The 15485-nt window shown below is 71.3% G+C and carries 16 protein-coding genes and 1 pseudogene; 8 read left to right on the top strand and 9 right to left on the bottom strand.

The genetic code is table 11. From position 1 onward, the window contains the following. Positions 1-70: 70 nt before the first annotated feature. The 4 genes from I4Q55_RS11750 to pucD are packed head-to-tail and all read left to right on the top strand — an operon-like array spanning position 71 to position 4996. Complete coding sequence (locus tag I4Q55_RS11750) at positions 71-943, top strand: xanthine dehydrogenase family protein subunit M (RefSeq protein ID WP_206787078.1); 873 nt, start codon at positions 71-73, stop codon at positions 941-943. Beyond that, positions 934-1401 carry a (2Fe-2S)-binding protein gene (locus I4Q55_RS11745; protein WP_206787076.1) on the top strand — a complete coding sequence of 156 codons (468 nt, stop codon included), beginning with the start codon at positions 934-936 and terminating at the stop codon, positions 1399-1401. The genes I4Q55_RS11750 and I4Q55_RS11745 overlap by 10 nt, the downstream gene beginning before the upstream one ends. Beyond that, positions 1398-2738 (top strand): 8-oxoguanine deaminase, encoded by a 1341-nt coding sequence (locus I4Q55_RS11740; protein ID WP_206787074.1) that lies wholly within the window; start codon positions 1398-1400, stop codon positions 2736-2738. The genes I4Q55_RS11745 and I4Q55_RS11740 overlap by 4 nt, the downstream gene beginning before the upstream one ends. Then, complete coding sequence (gene pucD, locus I4Q55_RS11735; RefSeq protein ID WP_206787071.1) at positions 2735-4996, top strand: xanthine dehydrogenase subunit D; 2262 nt, start codon at positions 2735-2737, stop codon at positions 4994-4996. The genes I4Q55_RS11740 and pucD overlap by 4 nt, the downstream gene beginning before the upstream one ends. On the opposite strand, the gene I4Q55_RS11730 is transcribed toward pucD, so the two are convergent. The 5 genes from I4Q55_RS11730 to I4Q55_RS11710 all read right to left on the bottom strand — a co-directional run bounded on the left by I4Q55_RS11730 (position 4983) and on the right by I4Q55_RS11710 (position 7790). Beyond that, positions 4983-5531, bottom strand: coding sequence for a TetR/AcrR family transcriptional regulator (locus tag I4Q55_RS11730; RefSeq protein ID WP_206787437.1), 549 nt, complete (start codon positions 5529-5531; stop codon positions 4983-4985). The two genes, pucD and I4Q55_RS11730, sit on opposite strands and share 14 nt — an antisense overlap. A gap of 79 nt (positions 5532-5610) precedes the next feature. Beyond that, a complete protein-coding gene (gene pucL / locus I4Q55_RS11725; RefSeq protein WP_206787069.1) occupies positions 5611-6492 on the bottom strand; it encodes a factor-independent urate hydroxylase in 882 nt (293 codons plus the stop codon). Positions 6493-6494: 2 nt separating this feature from the next. Further along, positions 6495-6812, bottom strand: a complete 318-nt coding sequence (gene uraH / locus I4Q55_RS11720) for a hydroxyisourate hydrolase (RefSeq protein WP_206787067.1) — start codon at positions 6810-6812, stop codon at positions 6495-6497. Beyond that, complete coding sequence (locus I4Q55_RS11715; protein WP_206787049.1) at positions 6809-7258, bottom strand: 2-oxo-4-hydroxy-4-carboxy-5-ureidoimidazoline decarboxylase; 450 nt, start codon at positions 7256-7258, stop codon at positions 6809-6811. Before I4Q55_RS11715 ends, uraH begins: the two co-directional genes overlap by 4 nt. Before the next feature lie 55 nt (positions 7259-7313). Further along, positions 7314-7790 carry a helix-turn-helix domain-containing protein gene (locus I4Q55_RS11710; protein ID WP_013223821.1) on the bottom strand — a complete coding sequence of 159 codons (477 nt, stop codon included), beginning with the start codon at positions 7788-7790 and terminating at the stop codon, positions 7314-7316. A 128-nt stretch (positions 7791-7918) separates the two neighbouring features. Between I4Q55_RS11710 and allB the strand changes: the two genes are divergently transcribed. From allB to I4Q55_RS11695, 3 genes are all read left to right on the top strand, one after another. Continuing rightward, a complete protein-coding gene (allB, locus tag I4Q55_RS11705; protein WP_206787047.1) occupies positions 7919-9247 on the top strand; it encodes an allantoinase AllB in 1329 nt (442 codons plus the stop codon). Position 9248: 1 nt separating this feature from the next. Continuing rightward, positions 9249-10262 carry an allantoicase gene (alc, locus tag I4Q55_RS11700; protein WP_206787045.1) on the top strand — a complete coding sequence of 338 codons (1014 nt, stop codon included), beginning with the start codon at positions 9249-9251 and terminating at the stop codon, positions 10260-10262. Positions 10263-10538: 276 nt separating this feature from the next. Next, entirely contained in the window at positions 10539-11873 is a 1335-nt protein-coding gene (locus I4Q55_RS11695; protein WP_206787043.1) for a cytochrome P450, read from the top strand. Here I4Q55_RS11695 and I4Q55_RS11690 read toward each other — a convergent pair. After that, positions 11870-12043 (bottom strand): hypothetical protein, encoded by a 174-nt coding sequence (locus I4Q55_RS11690; protein ID WP_206787034.1) that lies wholly within the window; start codon positions 12041-12043, stop codon positions 11870-11872. The genes I4Q55_RS11695 and I4Q55_RS11690 overlap by 4 nt on opposite strands. Before the next feature lie 176 nt (positions 12044-12219). Next, positions 12220-12969 carry an MBL fold metallo-hydrolase gene (locus tag I4Q55_RS11685; protein WP_206787032.1) on the bottom strand — a complete coding sequence of 250 codons (750 nt, stop codon included), beginning with the start codon at positions 12967-12969 and terminating at the stop codon, positions 12220-12222. Positions 12970-13126: 157 nt separating this feature from the next. Between I4Q55_RS11685 and I4Q55_RS11680 the strand changes: the two are divergent. After that, positions 13127-13687 (top strand): annotated as a pseudogene (locus I4Q55_RS11680) (hypothetical protein). Here the strand turns inward: I4Q55_RS11680 and I4Q55_RS11675 are convergent. Beyond that, on the bottom strand, positions 13684-14157 hold the full coding sequence (locus I4Q55_RS11675; RefSeq protein WP_206787030.1) for a CoA-binding protein: 474 nt from the start codon (positions 14155-14157) through the stop codon (positions 13684-13686). The pseudogene I4Q55_RS11680 and the gene I4Q55_RS11675 sit on opposite strands and share 4 nt — an antisense overlap. Beyond that, entirely contained in the window at positions 14154-15440 is a 1287-nt protein-coding gene (locus I4Q55_RS11670) for an O-acetylhomoserine aminocarboxypropyltransferase/cysteine synthase family protein (protein WP_206787021.1), read from the bottom strand. The genes I4Q55_RS11675 and I4Q55_RS11670 overlap by 4 nt, the downstream gene beginning before the upstream one ends. Between the last annotated feature and the right edge of the window lie 45 nt (positions 15441-15485).

Below are 15485 nucleotides of genomic sequence, written 5' to 3'. Positions count from 1 at the left end.
GCGTGGTGCCGTTGCCGCCCGGCCGTGATCCGTCGTCTACTGGTCTATCGCCCCCACGAAGGAGCAACCAGTGGAGTTCCTGCGTCCCGCGACGCTCGCCGAGGCGCTGGCCCTCAAGGCCGAGCGGCCGGACGCGGTGCCGATCGCCGGCGGCACCGACGTCATGGTCGAGCTCAACTTCGACCACCGGCGGCCCGAAGCTCTCCTCGACCTGACGCGAGCCGCGGAGCTGACGGAGTGGTCCACTGTGGCCTCTTCGGACGGCACGGTCCGGCTCGGCGCCGGCGTCCCCTACTCCCGCGTCATCGCCGAACTGGGTGAATCCGTCCCGGCGCTGGCCATGGCCTCCCGCACGGTCGGGTCCCCGCAGATCCGCAACCGCGGCACGGTCGGCGGGAACCTCGGCGCCGCCTCGCCGGCCGGCGACACCCACCCGGTGCTGCTCGCCCTGGACGCGCGGGTCGAGGTCGCTTCCGTCCGGGGGACCCGGATCCTCCGTGCGGAGGATTTCTACGTCGGCGTGAAACGCCACGCCCTCGAACCGGACGAGCTGATCACCGCCGTCCACCTGCCCGCGCACGCCGGGCCGCAGCAGTTCGCCAAGGTCGGCACGCGCAACGCGATGGTCATCGCCGTCTGCTCCTTCGCGCTGTCGCTGCGGCAAGGCGTGGTCGGCGCCGCGATCGGCTCGGCCGCGCCGACCCCGCGCCGCGCCCGGGAGGCCGAGGACTTCCTGACCGCCGAGCTGCCGTGGACGTCCCCCGAGCCGCTGCCGGACTCCCTGAAACGCCGCTTCGGCGACCTGGTGGGCGCCGCCGCCCAGCCGATCGACGACGTCCGGGGCAGCGCCGCGTATCGGAAGCACGCGCTCGGGGTACTCGCGCGGCGTACGTTGACCTGGGCCTGGGACGAACACCGGACGGGGGAGCGCGCATGCGCCTGAATGTCACGATCAACGGCGAAGAACGCCAGGCGGACGACGTCTGGGAAGGCGAAAGCCTGCTGTACGTGCTGCGGGAACGGCTCGGCCTCCCGGGCTCGAAGAACGCCTGCGAGCAGGGCGAATGCGGCTCCTGCACGGTCTACCTCGACGACGTCCCGGTGTGCGCCTGCCTGGTCGCGGCCGGGCAGGCCGAGGGCCGCGTGGTGCGCACGGTCGAGGGCCTCGCCGACGGCGACACGCTCGACCCGGTCCAGCAGTCCTTTGTGGACGCGGGTGCGGTGCAGTGCGGGTTCTGCACGCCGGGCCTGGTCGTCGCCGCGCACGACCTGCTGAACCGCGTCCCCGATCCGAGTGACGAGGAGATCCGCGAAGCACTGGCCGGCAACCTCTGCCGCTGCACCGGCTACGAGAAGATCCTCGACGCGGTGCGCGCCGTCGCGAAGGGTGGTGTGGCGTGAGGACGCTCATCGCGAACGCGGCGATCGCCACCGTCAGCGGCGAGGAGCACGCGAGCGGGCACGTCGTGATCGAGAACGACCGGATCGCCGAAGTCGGCGAAGGCGTGTACACCGGCGAGTTCGACGAGCGCGTCGAAGCTGAAGGCTGCCTGGTCACGCCCGGCCTGATCAACACCCACCACCACCTCTACCAGTGGGCGACCCGCGGCCTGGCCGCCGACCACACGCTCTTCGAGTGGCTGGTCGCGCTCTACCCGGTGTGGAGCCGCCTCGACGACGAGATCACGCACGCCGCGGGCACCGCCGGGATGGCCCGGCTGGCGCTGACCGGCTGCACCACCGTCGCCGACCACCACTACGTCTTCCCGCGCGACGGCGGTGACCAGGTCGCGGCGCTGGCCGCGGCCCGCCAGCGCGTCGGCGTCCGGCTGCACGTCGTGCGCGGGTCGATGGACCGCGGCGAATCCGACGGCGGCCTCCCGCCGGACAACCTCGTCGAGACGACCGAGGGCGCGCTGACCGGCACCGAAGCGGCCATCGACCGCTTCCACGACGACTCCGCGGGTGCCCAGCTGCAGATCGCCGCGGGGCCCTGCTCGCCGTTCTCGGTCACCGAACGGCTGATGTCCGGCGCGGCCGAGCTGGCGCGGCGCAAGGGCGTCCGCCTGCACACGCACCTCGCGGAGACCGTCGACGAGGAGCGCCAGTGCCTCGCCGAAGTCGGCTGCACGCCCGCCGAGTACGCCGACAAGCTGGGCTGGCTCGCCGACGACGTCTGGCTCGCGCACACCATCCACCTCGCGCCCGAGGCCATCCGCCGGTTCGGCGCGACCGGCACCGGGTCGGCGCACTGCCCGACGTCCAACGGCCGCATCGGCGCCGGCATCGCGCCCGTCCGCGACCTGCTCGACGCCGGCGTCCCGGTCGGCCTGGGTGCCGACGGCGCCGCGTCCAACGAGTCCGGCGGCCTCGGCGAGGAACTGCACCAGTCGCTCCTGCAGGCCCGGCAGCGCGGCGGGCCGCGTGGCCTGACCACCCGGGAAGCGCTGTGGATGGGCACGATGGGCGGCGCCCGCTGCCTCGGCCGCGCGGCCGACCTCGGGTCGGTCGAACCCGGGAAGCTCGCCGACCTCGCCGTCTGGGACCTGACCGGGCTGAACTACGCCGGCATCACCGACCCGGTCGCGGCGCTGGTGCTCGGCACCACGCCGCCGCTGCGCCGGCTGTTCGTCGGCGGCAAGGCCGTCGTCGAGGACGGCACCCTGCGCGAAGCCGACGAGTCCGCGATCGCCCGCGAGCTGGCCGCCGCGAGCGCCCGGCTGAGGGAGGGCAGATGACCAGCACCACCTCCGTCACGACGACGACCGCGAACGGCGTCGGCACGTCGCCGCAGCGACCCGACGGCACGGTGAAGGTCCGCGGCGAGTTCGCCTACTCCTCGGACCTGTGGCACGAGGACATGGTGTGGGGCGTGACGCTGCGCAGCCCGCACCCGCACGCCCGGATCACCGGCATCGACATCGCGGAAGCCCTCGCCGTGCCCGGCGTCCACGCGGTGCTGACGCACGAGGACGTCCCCGGCGTCAACCGGTACGGCCTCGAGCACGCCGACCAGCCGGTGCTCGCCTCCGACGTCGTGCGGTACCAGGGCGAGCCGGTGGCGCTGGTCGCCGCCGACCACCCGGAAACCGCGCGTCGTGCGATGAAGCGCATTGTCGTCTCGTACGAAGAACTTTCGCCCGTGACGGACTCCGAAGCGGCCGTCGCCGGCGAAGGGCCTTCGCTGCACTCCGGTGGGAATGTCGTGCGCCACGTGAAGATCCGCCGCGGCCCGCAGGACCTCGACGCCGAGGTCGTCGTCTCCGGTCTCTACGAGGTCGGCATGCAGGACCAGGCGTTCCTCGGCCCGGAATCCGGGCTCGCCGTGCCGGACACCGAAGGCGGCGTCGACCTCTACGTCGCGACGCAGTGGCTGCACGTCGACCAGCAGCAGATCGTCGCCGCGCTGGGGCTGCCGGTCGAGAAGGTGCGGCTGACGCTCGGCGGCGTCGGCGGGGCGTTCGGCGGCCGCGAAGACCTGTCGATGCAGGTGCACGCCTGCCTGCTGGCGCTGCACACCGGCAAGCCGGTGAAGATGGTCTACAACCGCGAAGAGTCCTTCTACGGGCACGTCCACCGCCACCCGGCGAAGATGTACTACGAGCACGGCGCCACCCGCGACGGCCGGCTCGTGTACGTGAAGACGCGCCTGTACCTCGACGGCGGCGCGTACGCGTCCTCGACGGGGGCGGTGGTCGCGAACGCGGCGACGCTCGGCGTCGGACCGTATGCGGTCGACAGTGTTTCGGTGGACTGCTGGGGTGTGTACACCAACAACCCGCCGTGTGGCGCGATGCGCGGATTCGGTGCGGTGCAGGCGGCTTTCGGCTACGAGTCGCAGATGGACAAGCTGGCGGTCGCCTGTGGACTGGACCCCGTGGACATCCGCGTCCGCAACGCGATGAGCGAGGGCGACCTGATGCCGACCGGCCAGGTCGTCGACGCGGAAGCCCCGGTCGCGGAGCTGCTTTCCCGGGTGCGGGCGATGCCGCTGCCCCCGGAGCGGCCCTTCGACCTGCGGCACATGCCGGGCGGGGTGTCCAACACGACGCACGGCGAGGGCGTCGTCCGCGGCGTCGGGTACGCCGTCGGGATCAAGAACGTCTGCTTCTCCGAAGGCTTCGACGACTACTCGACGGCCCGCGTGCGCCTGCAGCTGGTCGGCGGCGAGCCGGCCGCGACCGTGCACACCGCGGCCTGCGAGGTCGGCCAGGGCCTGGTGACGGTCATGCAGCAGATCGTGCGCACCGAGCTGGGCGTCGACCAGGTGACGATCCTGCCGATGGACACCTCGATCGGCAACGGCGGCTCGACGTCGGCGTCACGCCAGACCTACGTCACCGGCGGTGCGGTGCGGGCCGCCTGCGTGGCGGTGCGCGCGCGGCTGCTGTCCCGCTTCGACCAGCGGGTGCGGGTGGTCGGCGGCAAGCTCGTCGCGGCCGACGGCCAGGTGCTCGCGGACCTGGCCGACGTCCTGGGCGACGACGTCTACGACGAGACGATCGAGTGGCGGCACCGGCCGACTTCTCCGCTGGATCCGGAAACCGGGCAGGGCACCGCGCACGTGCAGTACGCGTTCGCCGCGCACCGGGCGGTCGTGGACGTCGACACCGAGCTGGGCCTGGTGAAGGTGGTCGCGCTGGACTGCGCCCAGGACGTCGGCAAGGCACTGAACCCCCAAGCCGTGCTCGGCCAGATCCAGGGCGGCTCGGCGCAGGGGCTCGGGCTCGCGGTGATGGAGGAGATCCAGACGGCCGGCGGGAAGATCCGGAATCCGTCGTTCACCGACTACCTGATCCCGACCGTGCTGGACATGCCGCCGATGACCATCGACGTCCTGGAGCGCCCGGACCCGCACGCGCCGTACGGCCTGCGCGGAGTGGGCGAGCCGCCGACGATCTCCTCGACACCGGCGATCGTGGCCGCGATCCGGGCCGCGACCGGGCTCGCGCTCACCCGCGTCCCGGTGCGGCCGGAGCACCTCACCGGGACGTGAGCATCTTGGCCACCTCGACGGTCGCGGCACCGGCGACGGCCATCGCTTCGGTGTCGCGCAGCGACCGGCAGAGCACGAACGCGCCTTCGAGGTTGTTGACGGCGGTGATGGTCAGCGTCCGGGCGGCTTCCGGGCCGAGGCCGAAGGCCGCGAACTTCTCGGTGCCGGCGTCGATCCAGGCGGTGAAGACGTCGGCGGTGGCCTGCCGGAGCGGTTCGCTGGTGGCCGCGACCTCGAGGGCGACGGTCGCGATCGGGCAGCCCTCGACGTAGTCCGTGGCTTCGAGGGTGGCGATCCCGGCGGCGAAGAAGGCCTCGATCCCGCTGACGAGGTCTTCGGCCGGCGCGATGAAGAGGTCGAACAGCGCGATGTACGCCAGGCCCGAGGTGCGGATGACCTCCGCGCCGAGCTGCTCCTTGCCACCGGGGAAGAAGTGGTAGAGCGACCCGAAGGGCGCGTTGGCCTCGCTGACGATCTGCTTCAGCCCGGTGCCGGCGTAGCCGTTGCGCCGGAACAGCTCGGCACCGGCGGCCATGATGCGTTCCTTCGTCCCTGCCACGCCTCGATGATAGAGCGTTCTATCAACGGAGCTTTCCCGTGAAAGCTCCGGGCCGTCAGTGGAGGTCCCAGGCCGGGCCCGGGTCCTCGGCGTCGTCCCGCTGGATCGTGCCCTCGATCAGGCCGTAGGGCCGGTCCGCCGCGTAGAACACCTCGTTGTCGTTCTTCAGCCCGAACGGACCGAGGTCCACCAGGAAGTGGTGCTTGTTCGGCAGCGACAGCCGGACCTCGGCCACCTCCGGCCGCGCTTCCAGCACCGCCGCGCCCATCGCGTACAGCGTCTGCTGCAGCGAGAGGCTGTGCTTCGTCGCGAACGTCTCCAGCAGCACCCGCCGGATTTCGCGGTGCGAAACCGCCCAGCCGATGTCCTCGCCCTGGTAGCGCCACCGGGCCGTGACGGCGGTGGCGAGGATGCGGTCGCTGGTCTCGGCGAGGGTCGTGTACTGGTCGCGGGGGAAACCGTGGAACTCCGAGCCGGTCGACTTGAGCAGCGTCAGGCCGTCGATGCCGGACACCACCCACGCGCGGCCGTCCTGGAACGTCACCGCGGTCGTGCGCCGCTCGTCGCCGGAGCGGCTGAACGCGTGGTCGTGCGGCTCGCCGCCGACGGCGATCCGGTCCCAGCCGTGCTCGTCGATCTTGATCCGGGCGCCGGTGATGTTCTCCTGCGTGCCGGTGAAGTGCCGGGCCAGGCGCAGGCCGAAGTCCTCGATCTCGCCGACCGGCGCCTCCTTCGCGAAGGCGTACACGGTGTTCTTCTGCGTGTCGGTCGCCAGCACGCCGGCGTTGTCGCCGGTCAGGTGCGTCGCGGCCAGCTCGCCGCGCAGCGACGTCGACACGGTGAGGTCCTTGAGGTGGTGCACCGGGCCGTCGCGGCGCACCGTGACCAGGCGGACCTCCGCCTTGCCGTACTGGTTGGGGCCCAGGGTGATGGCCACGGTCAGCTCCCTCGGTAGGTCGAATAGGCGAACGGGCTGAGCAGGAGCGGCACGTGGTGGTGCGCGCTTCCGTCGGTGATCCGGAAGGTCAGCGCGACCTCCGGGAAGAACGCGTCCGGGCCCAGGTAGGTGCCCGTGTCGAAGACCAGCCGGTAGCTGCCGGGCGCCAGGGTTTCCGGGCCGAGGTCGCGGACGCGCCCGTCGTCGTCGGTGCGGCCTTCGGCGATCGGCTCGCCGCCGGCGGTCTCGAAGCGGACGGCGATTCCCGGTGCCGGCCGCCCGGCCGCCGTGTCCAGGACGTGGGTGGTCACGAGGCTCACGCGGTCACCGCTTTCGCGAGCCGGAGTTCGGCGATCCTGATCAGTTCCCGCCCGGCGACGGCGAGCTCGGTCGCCGGGTCGTTGTTCAGGCGTTCGCGCAGGATCTTCAGCAGCTCGTCGCCGCCGCGGCCGCTGGCGCAGACCAGGTAGACGTGGCCGAACTTGGCTTCGTACTCGGCGTTCGCCGCGGCGAACGCGTCCGGATTGTCCACACCGGACTGTTCGGAGTGCGCGAAGCCGCCCGCCGGTTTCTCCCCGATCCGCGGGTGCGCGGCCATGGCCTGGCGGATCTCGTCGCTGCTCAGCGGCAGGTCCGCGGCGGCCTTCAACGCGTCGACATCGGCGTACGGGCGCCCGGCCAGCACGGCGTCGACCCACCGCGGCACGGCGAGGCATTCCGTCAGCAGCGGGCGGACGTCGGTGGTGTTGAACTCGGTGAGCAGCACGGGCTGACCGTACGTCGGCGCCGGAGTTCCGTCAACATTTTGTTGAAGACGCTGGTCAGTCCGCTTCCCGGTTGAGGTAGTTGTAGACGGTGAACCGCGTGACACCCAGCGCGTCGGCCACCGACGAGACGGATTTCCGCAGGCCGAAGGCGCCGCGTTCGCGCAGCAGCCGCACCGCGCGCTGCTTGCCCGCGCGGTCGAGGTCGCCCAGCTTGGCGCCCAGTTCCCGTTCGACGTCGGCGATGAGCCGGGCCAGCGCGTCGTTCAGCTCGACGACCGGCGCGCTGCCGGGATCGTCGGCCCGGCGCAGCTGCAGCGTGACCCGTGTGGCGCCGCCTTCCAGGGCCGCCTTCGCGATGGCCGGAAGGGCTTCGAGCAGTTCCTTCGCTTCGCCGCGGGCGAGGGTGCCGAGCGGCCCGAAGTCGGTGTCCAGCCCGGCTTCCGCGGCGGCGTCCCGGGCGGCGACGGCGTGCTCGGGCGGCGAACCTTCGCCGTGGAACGGTTCGCTGGTGAACTCCGCTTCTAGCCGCACGAAGATGACCGTAACGCGCTACGCACGTCGTTGACGAGCGGCGCGCGCCGTGGTTACTGTCGTTGTGCGAAACCGCCTTTCCGTTCTGTGAAATCGGCGGTGTCATTCCTCCAGACGAAGGGCTTCGGATGGATCTTGTGGTGCGCGCCGCCCGGGCCGTGACGCCCGAGGGCGAGGTCCCGGCGACCGTCGGCGTCGACGGCGGCCGGATCGTCGCGGTCGAACCCGGCGGCGCGGCGCTGGCCGGCGACCGCGTCCTCGACCTCGGCGACGACGTCGTGCTGCTGCCCGGGCTGGTCGACACGCACGTCCACGTCAACGACCCCGGCCGCGCCGAGTGGGAGGGGTTCGAGACGGCGACCCGCGCGGCCGCGGCGGGCGGGGTGACCACGATCGTGGACATGCCGCTGAACAGCCTGCCGCCGACCGTCGACGTCGCGGCCCTCGACGTCAAGCGCAAGGCGGCGGCCGGCCGGGTGCACGTCGACGTCGGCTTCTGGGGTGGCGCGATCCCGGGCAACGCCGGTGATCTGCGCGGCCTGCACGACGCCGGCGTGTTCGGCTTCAAGTGCTTCCTGCTGCACTCCGGTGTCGACGAGTTCCCGCCGCTCGACCCGGCCGGGCTGGACGAGGCGCTGCGGGAGCTGAGCTCCTTCGACGCGCTGATGATCGTCCACGCCGAGGACGCGCACGAGATCGACGAGGCACCCGAGCCGCACGGCGGTCGCTATGTCGACTTTCTGCACTCGCGGCCGCGTCAGGCCGAGAACCTGGCGATCTCGCAGGTGATCGACGCGGCCCGCCGCCACTCCGCGCGGGCCCACATCCTGCACCTGTCCTCTTCGGACGCTCTCCCGCTGATCGCTTCGGCGCGGCGTGACGGCGTCCGGCTGTCGGCGGAGACCTGCCCGCACTACCTCAGCTTCGTCGCCGAGGAGATCCGCGACGGCGCCACGCAGTTCAAGTGCTGCCCGCCGATCCGCGAGGCCGCCAACCGCGAGCTGCTCTGGCAGGGCCTCGCCGACGGCGTCATCGACACGATCGTCAGCGACCACTCGCCGTGCACGCCGGAGCTGAAACGGTTCGACAGCGGCGACTTCGGCCAGGCGTGGGGCGGGATTTCCAGCCTCCAGCTGGGGCTGCCGGCGATCTGGACGCAGGCGCGGCAGCGCGGGTTCGCGCTCACCGACGTCGTCCGCTGGATGGCCGAGCGCCCGGCCGCGCAGGCCGGGATGCGCCGCAAGGGACACCTGGCGGTGGGCTACGACGCCGACTTCTGCGTGTTCGCGCCGGACGAGGCGTTCGTCGTCGACGTCGCGAAACTGAAGCACCGCAACCCGGTCAGCGCCTACGACCGGCGGCCGCTCGCCGGCGTCGTGCGCTCGACGTGGCTGCGGGGCACCGAAATCACCGGTGACGAGCCGCGCGGCGCGCTCCTGACCCGGGGGAACTGCTGAAATGGAGACGCTGGTGTCCGACCGTCCGGAGTGGACAGAACTGCCCGATCTCGCTTCGCGCCGCTTCGGCGGCACGGTGATGTGGGCGACCGACGAGCTGTTCGCCGAGAAGGAGAACCTGGTCAACCCGTGGGTGCCGGCGCACAGCGCGGAGACGTTCGGCCCGAAGGGCCAGGTCTACGACGGCTGGGAGACCCGCCGCCACCGCGAGCCGGGCGACGACCAGGCCATCGTCCGGCTCGGCCTGGCCGGCACGATCACCGGCGTCATCGTCGACACGGCGTTCTTCAAGGGCAACTACCCGCCATTCGTCTCGGTCGAGGCGGCCTCGGTCCCGGGCTACCCGAGCGCGGCGGAACTGCAAACGGCGGACTGGGACGTCCTGGTCGACCGCGCCCCGGCGGCGGGCCACACGGAGAACTTCTACGCGGTCAACGGCTCGCGGCGCTACACGCACGTCCGGCTGACGCAGCACCCGGACGGGGGAGTGGCGCGCCTGCGCGTGCACGGCACCCCGATCCCGGACCCGGCCCTGCTGGACCTGGACGCGCTCGACCTGGCGGCGCTGGAGAACGGCGCGCTCGTCACGGGCTGCAGCAACCGGTTCTATTCGTCGCCGAACAACATGCTCTCGCCGGGCCTGGCGGCTCACCAGGCGGAGGGCTGGGAGACGGCCCGCCGTCGCGACGACGGCAACGACTGGGTGACGCTGCGGCTGGCGGGCGCCGGGATCGTCCGGTTCGTCGAGCTGGACACGAGCAACCTGAAGGGCAACGCGCCGGGCTGGGCGTCGGTGAGCGGCCGGGAGACCTACGGCGAGTGGGTTCCGTTGCTGCCGAAGACCCGGCTGCAGCCGGACACGCGTCACCGGTTCGTGGTGCCGGACGGCCCCGAGGTGACGGAGGCCCGCCTCGACATCTACCCGGACGGCGGCCTGGCGCGGTTGCGGCTGTTCGGCCGGCTCACGGAAGCGGGCCGGACGAACCTGAAAGCGCGGTTCGCGAAGACGCGCTAGGTGTCGCGTGAAAATGATTTGTTAACTCTTCCCGCGTGTAAGGCTCCTGGAATTCCGGGCAATGTTGCTGCCCGGAATTCGGGACACCGTTGCTTGACATCGCAAGGATGATCTTCCTAGTATCGGATTGTCCGAAGAGCAACTCGATTGGAGCCACGATGAGCAGGTTCTTTTCTCGTATGAGCAAGCGATTCTTCGGTGCGGGTCGAATGGCTGGCCGCTACCCCTATTACTGATCACTCTGGAAGGGGAATTTCCGCGGACAGGAGGCCGGGTTTGACGGAGCAGCTGCCACCGGGACCACGAGGACGCCTGCTCCGCGGAAATCGCCCCGACTACGAAGCGGACCGCCTCGGGTTCCTTCTGCGTTGCCACGAAGATTATGGCGACATCTGGTCCTTTGACGACAGCACGGTGGTCATCGGGGCACCGGATGCCGTCCACGAAATCCTCGGCAGGACCAACGGGGACTATCTGGCCGAGGTCAATTTCTTCGCGGGCGGATTCGCGGACGGTGGATTCGTGGACGGCGGCGATATGGCGGGCGCCGCGCACCTGGCCGAAGTATGGATGACAGCTCGGCGCAAGGTGTCGCGGGGCTTTCACCGCAAGGTCGTCACCGCGCACGCCGGACGTCTGATCGGAATGCTGGACGAGCGGCTCGAACGCACCGCCGGCCGGCCGGTCGACGTGCAACCGTTGATGGCGAACATTTCGGGCTGCATGGTGGCCGATTTCTGTTTCGGCGGCGAAGGCGCGGAACTCGTCGAAACGGTGGATTCTTTGGTCGCGGCAGGGACCTCCATCGTGTCGGCCGCGCGAATCCTGCCCCGGTGGCTGCCCGTGGCGCGACACCGGCGCTTCGTCTCGGCACGGCGCGAACTCAAGGCGCAGTTCGGCGAGATCATCGAGCAACGCCGCGCCCGGCCCGCTCCGGACAGCCCACGTGACCTTCTCGATGTCCTGTTGGCGGCCCCCGATCTCAGTCCGCACCAGATCCAGGAGCTGCTCCGGGTGACGCTGCTGGCGTCTCATGGCGTACCCGGCGCCGCGCTCGCCTGGTGCGTTCGCGAGCTGTCCTTCCGCCCGGACATCCGGCTCCGGATCGAGGTCGAAGCCGAGGCATGGGAGGCGCGAGAGGCGCCACCGGAGTTGTCCGAACTCCCCTATACCGAAGCCTTCGTGAAGGAGATCCTGCGCGCCTACCCACCCACCTGGCTGCTCGGGCGGACCGCGCGGCGGCGGGTGCGGATAGGCGAATGGACTTTGCCGCCGGGGCACGAGATCATGTTCAGCCCTTATCTCGTTCACCGGGACCCGCGGTGGTGGAACGAGCCGGGGAAGATCGATCCGCAACGATGGCTCGGCGAAAAGGTGCCGCACACGCCCCACGCCTACTTTCCGTTCGGCGCCGGACCCCGTGTCTGCCTGGGAGCGCACCTGGGCATGATGCAGCTCACGCTGGTCACGTCATGGCTCGTTCGCCACTACGAGATCGACGTCGAGGAACCGGGCACCGTGCCCGCCAATGGTTCCGCTTTGCTGGCGCCTCGAGCGCTGCGGGCCTCGTTCGCCGTGCGTGACCACACCGCCACCGCGTCACCGCACTAGTTCGCGCCGGGGCGGTTGAGGTACGCGGAGGCCAGCGACAGGACACAGGCGCAGCCGACGATCGCGCTCACCCACCACTGCATGCCCACCGCGATGCTCCAGACGAAGCCCGCCGCCGCGAGGACGGCGACGAGGATGTTCCGGAACTGCAGCGGAGTCGGCTTGGCCATGCCGCCACCCTCTCACGGCGCCGAGCCGGCCCTGCGTCGTGCCCGGCTCTCCGGCCCTAGCGTTAACTGTCACATCGATGAGGCATCTGTCACATCGATGAGGCATCTGTCGCATCGATGAGGCATTAAGGCGTAGGCGCTCAAGACCGGCTGCGGCAAACCCCTCACGACCGGCGTCAGACCTCCGCGCGCTGCCCGGGCTCCAGCAGCACGAGCCGGTCCGCCAGCCCCGCCGCCTCGAAGGCCTCCCGCAGCGTGTCCGGGCCCTCGCTGAAGTGCCCCCAGCCCCGGAAGTGCAGCGGCACCACCTTCGCCGCCCCGAGCGCCTTCGCCGCCTCGACCGCGTCCACGCTGGTCAGCGTCAGCGGCGCCCCGTCGAACAACGGCGTCCGGGCGGCGCCGGCGAACAGCACCGCGATGTCGACGCTGAACCGCGCCGCGATCTCGCGCACCAGGTCCACCGAGGCGTTGTCGCCGCTCACGTACACCGTCGGCAGCCCGTCGCCGGTCAGCACGAACCCCGTCACGTCCCCGGTCAACGTCGCGGCGCCCTCCGGCCCGTGCAGCGCCGGGACCGCCGTCACCGTGAGCGGCCCGACCCGCGTCGAATCCCACGGCGCCAACCCGCGCGCCGTCCCGCCGAGCCGTGCGGCTCCGCTGGGCGTGATCAGCGTCAACGGCACCGTCGCGAGGTACGCGCGGCCGCGGTCGTCGAGGTTGTCGGGGTGCTGGTCGTGCGACAGCAGCACCGCGTCCACCGCCCCGACCGCGGCCTCGGTCAGTGCCGAATCCTCGGTCTTGACCAGCACGCGCTCGCCGATCGGGTGGTCGCCGGGCGGGTCGAACGTCGGGTCGGTGAGCAGCCGGACGCCGCCCAGCTCCAGGAGGGCGGTCGGGCCGCCGGAGAACGTGATCCCGAAAGTCATACCCGGGCCAACAGCGGGACCGGCCGTGGTCTTCCCCAGGTGTCCTGCCTGGGGAGGTTGCGATCGTGGCGACACGGGATCGGATGGTCTTGGGGTGAGGGAGGGCCTCCGGGTCCGGTGTGGATTGCGATGTCCACACCGGCCAACGGAGGCCTTCGTGACCGACGCCAACGCACCCCTGACCACGACCGGCGGACTGCGCCTGGCCTGCTGTGTTGTCGAGGACGGCTGGTCGCTACGACGGGCCGCCGACCGGTTCCCGGTGCCGGTTTCCACCGCCGCCCGCTGCCGCAACCAGGGCGAAGCCGGTATGGCCGACCGGTCCGCCGCGGGTGGGGGCCGGCCGCATCGGCTCCCTGCTCGGCCTCGAGAACACCCCAAACCGTGGACGATCACAGCAGGCCGGCTACCCCGAAATCCATGCCGACCAGACCCGGGACACCGCGGTCGCGTTCCGACCGGTGCTGACCGGCAACGGCGCCTGCCGCCGCTCACGTCTGTGGCGCGACACGCTGCGCGCGGCGGGCAGCACCCCGAAACGGACCCGCCCCGACCGGCCGCAAGCAAACGGAAAGCGGAACGGTTCAACCGCACCCTGCTCGAGGAGCGGGCCTACGCCCAGGTCTCTACCGGACCGAGCCGTCACCGCGGACACACCGCACTCGCAGGCCACCCACCCACCAGCCGCGCCCCCAACCTCACAGGTCAGTACACCTAGGGCGCCGACTGCCGCCGTGAGCTGATCACGCCCGTGTTGAACCCGGCCAGGTGCAGCCCGCCGGCGAAGCGCGCGTGCTCGATCTTCACGCACCGGTTCATCACGACGTCCAGCCCGGCTTCGCGCGCCCGGTCGGCGACCGGCTCGTGCCACAACCCGAGCTGCAGCCACAGCGTCCGCGCGCCGGCGTCGATGACCTCCTCGGCGACCTGCGGCAGGTCGTCGTGCCTGCGGAAGACGCTGACGAGGTCCGGCTCGGGGACGTCCTTCAAAGACGCGTACACCGGCTTCCCGAACAGCGTGTCCAGGCGCGGGTTGACGAAGGTGACGTCGTACCGCGTCGACGACAGCAGGTAGGTCGCGACGAAGTAGCTGGGCCGCGCCGGGTTGGCCGACGCGCCCACCAGCGTCACCGACGTCGTCCGCTGCAGGATCGCGCGCCGCTCGACGGCCCCGATGTCGTGTGTCATCCGGCCACCGCCTTGCCCAGCGCCTGGTCGAGGTCCCAGAGGATGTCGTCGACGTCCTCCAGGCCGACCGACAGGCGGATCAGGTCGGGTCCGACGCCCGCGGCCGCGAGCTGCTCCTCCGACAGCTGGGCGTGCGTGGTCGACGCCGGGTGGATGACGAGCGTCCGCGCGTCGCCGACGTTCGCCAGGTGGGACAGCAGCTCCACCGACTCGACGAACTTCTCGCCCGCCGCGCGGCCGCCGTCGACGCCGAACGAAAACACCGCGCCGGGCCCGGCGGGCAGGTACCGGCGGGCCAGCTCGTGGTGCGGGTGCGACGGCAGCCCGGCGTAGGACACCCAGGCCACGCGCGGGTCGGCCGCGAGGTGTTCGGCGACCGCGCGGGCGTTCGCGACGTGCGCGTCCATCCGCTGCGGGAGCGTCTCGACCCCTTGCAGCAGCAGGAAAGCCGAGTGCGGCGACAGGACAGCGCCGATGTCCCGCAGCTGATCGGCGCGCAGCCGGGTGCAGAAGGCGTACTCGCCGAAGTTCTCCCAGTAGCGCAGGCCGCCGTAGCTGTCGACGGTCACGGTCATCCGCGGGAACTTCCCGTTGCCCCAGTCGAACTTCCCGGATTCGACGACGATCCCGCCGAGCGTCGTCCCGTGCCCGCCGAGGAACTTCGTCGCCGAGTGCAGCACGATGTCGGCGCCGTGCTCGATCGGGCGGCACAGGTACGGCGTCGCGAGCGTCGCGTCGACGACCAGCGGGATGTCGTGGGCGTGCGCGAGGTCGGCCAGCGCCGCGAGGTCGGCGATCCCGCCGCCGGGATTGCCGATGACCTCGGTGTAGAGGAGCCGTGTCCGGTCGGTGATCGCCGCGGCGTAGTCGTCGATGCCGCCGTTGACGAAGGTGGTCTCGACGCCGAAGCGCCGGAGCGTGCCGGTGAGCTGGGTGACGGTGCCGCCGTAGAGCCCGCTCGCGGAGACGATGTGGTCGCCGGCTTCGGTGAGCGCGCTGAAGGTGAGGAACTCGGCGGCCTGCCCGCTGGCGGCGGCGACGCCGCCGATGGCCCCTTCGAGACTGGCGATCCGCTCTTCGAAGGCGGCCACGGTCGGGTTCCCGATCCTGCTGTAGACGTTGCCGTACTTCTGCAGCGCGAAGAGGTTCGCGGCATCGGCGGCGTCTTCGAAGACGAAGCTCGTGGTCTGGTAGATCGGCACGGCCCGGGCGCCGGTCGCGGGGTCGGGCGTGCCGCCCGCGTGCAGGGCGCGGGTGCGGAAGCCCCAGCTGCGTTCACTCATCGTGGTTCACGGTACGGGCGGGCTCGCGGCGCCACCATCCGTTCC

Source organism: Amycolatopsis sp. MtRt-6, from assembly GCF_017308975.1.
Taxonomy (GTDB): Bacteria; Actinomycetota; Actinomycetes; order Mycobacteriales; family Pseudonocardiaceae; genus Amycolatopsis.
The sequence above is the reverse complement of the archived record's forward strand: the minus strand, read 5'-3'. Positions and strand labels throughout refer to the sequence as shown.

What these genes read in the sequence shown, in the direction of transcription:
- I4Q55_RS11745 (WP_206787076.1), top strand. Translation starts at nt 934, where the DNA reads ATGCGCCTGAATGTCACGATCAACGGCGAAGAACGCCAGGCGGACGAC.
- pucD (WP_206787071.1), top strand. Translation starts at nt 2,735, where the DNA reads ATGACCAGCACCACCTCCGTCACGACGACGACCGCGAACGGCGTCGGC.
- I4Q55_RS11730 (WP_206787437.1), bottom strand. Translation starts at nt 5,531, where the DNA reads ATGGCCGCCGGTGCCGAGCTGTTCCGGCGCAACGGCTACGCCGGCACC.
- allB (WP_206787047.1), top strand. Translation starts at nt 7,919, where the DNA reads ATGGATCTTGTGGTGCGCGCCGCCCGGGCCGTGACGCCCGAGGGCGAG.
- alc (WP_206787045.1), top strand. Translation starts at nt 9,249, where the DNA reads ATGGAGACGCTGGTGTCCGACCGTCCGGAGTGGACAGAACTGCCCGAT.
- I4Q55_RS11690 (WP_206787034.1), bottom strand. Translation starts at nt 12,043, where the DNA reads ATGGCCAAGCCGACTCCGCTGCAGTTCCGGAACATCCTCGTCGCCGTC.
- I4Q55_RS11685 (WP_206787032.1), bottom strand. Translation starts at nt 12,969, where the DNA reads ATGACTTTCGGGATCACGTTCTCCGGCGGCCCGACCGCCCTCCTGGAG.
- I4Q55_RS11675 (WP_206787030.1), bottom strand. Translation starts at nt 14,157, where the DNA reads ATGACACACGACATCGGGGCCGTCGAGCGGCGCGCGATCCTGCAGCGG.
- I4Q55_RS11670 (WP_206787021.1), bottom strand. Translation starts at nt 15,440, where the DNA reads ATGAGTGAACGCAGCTGGGGCTTCCGCACCCGCGCCCTGCACGCGGGC.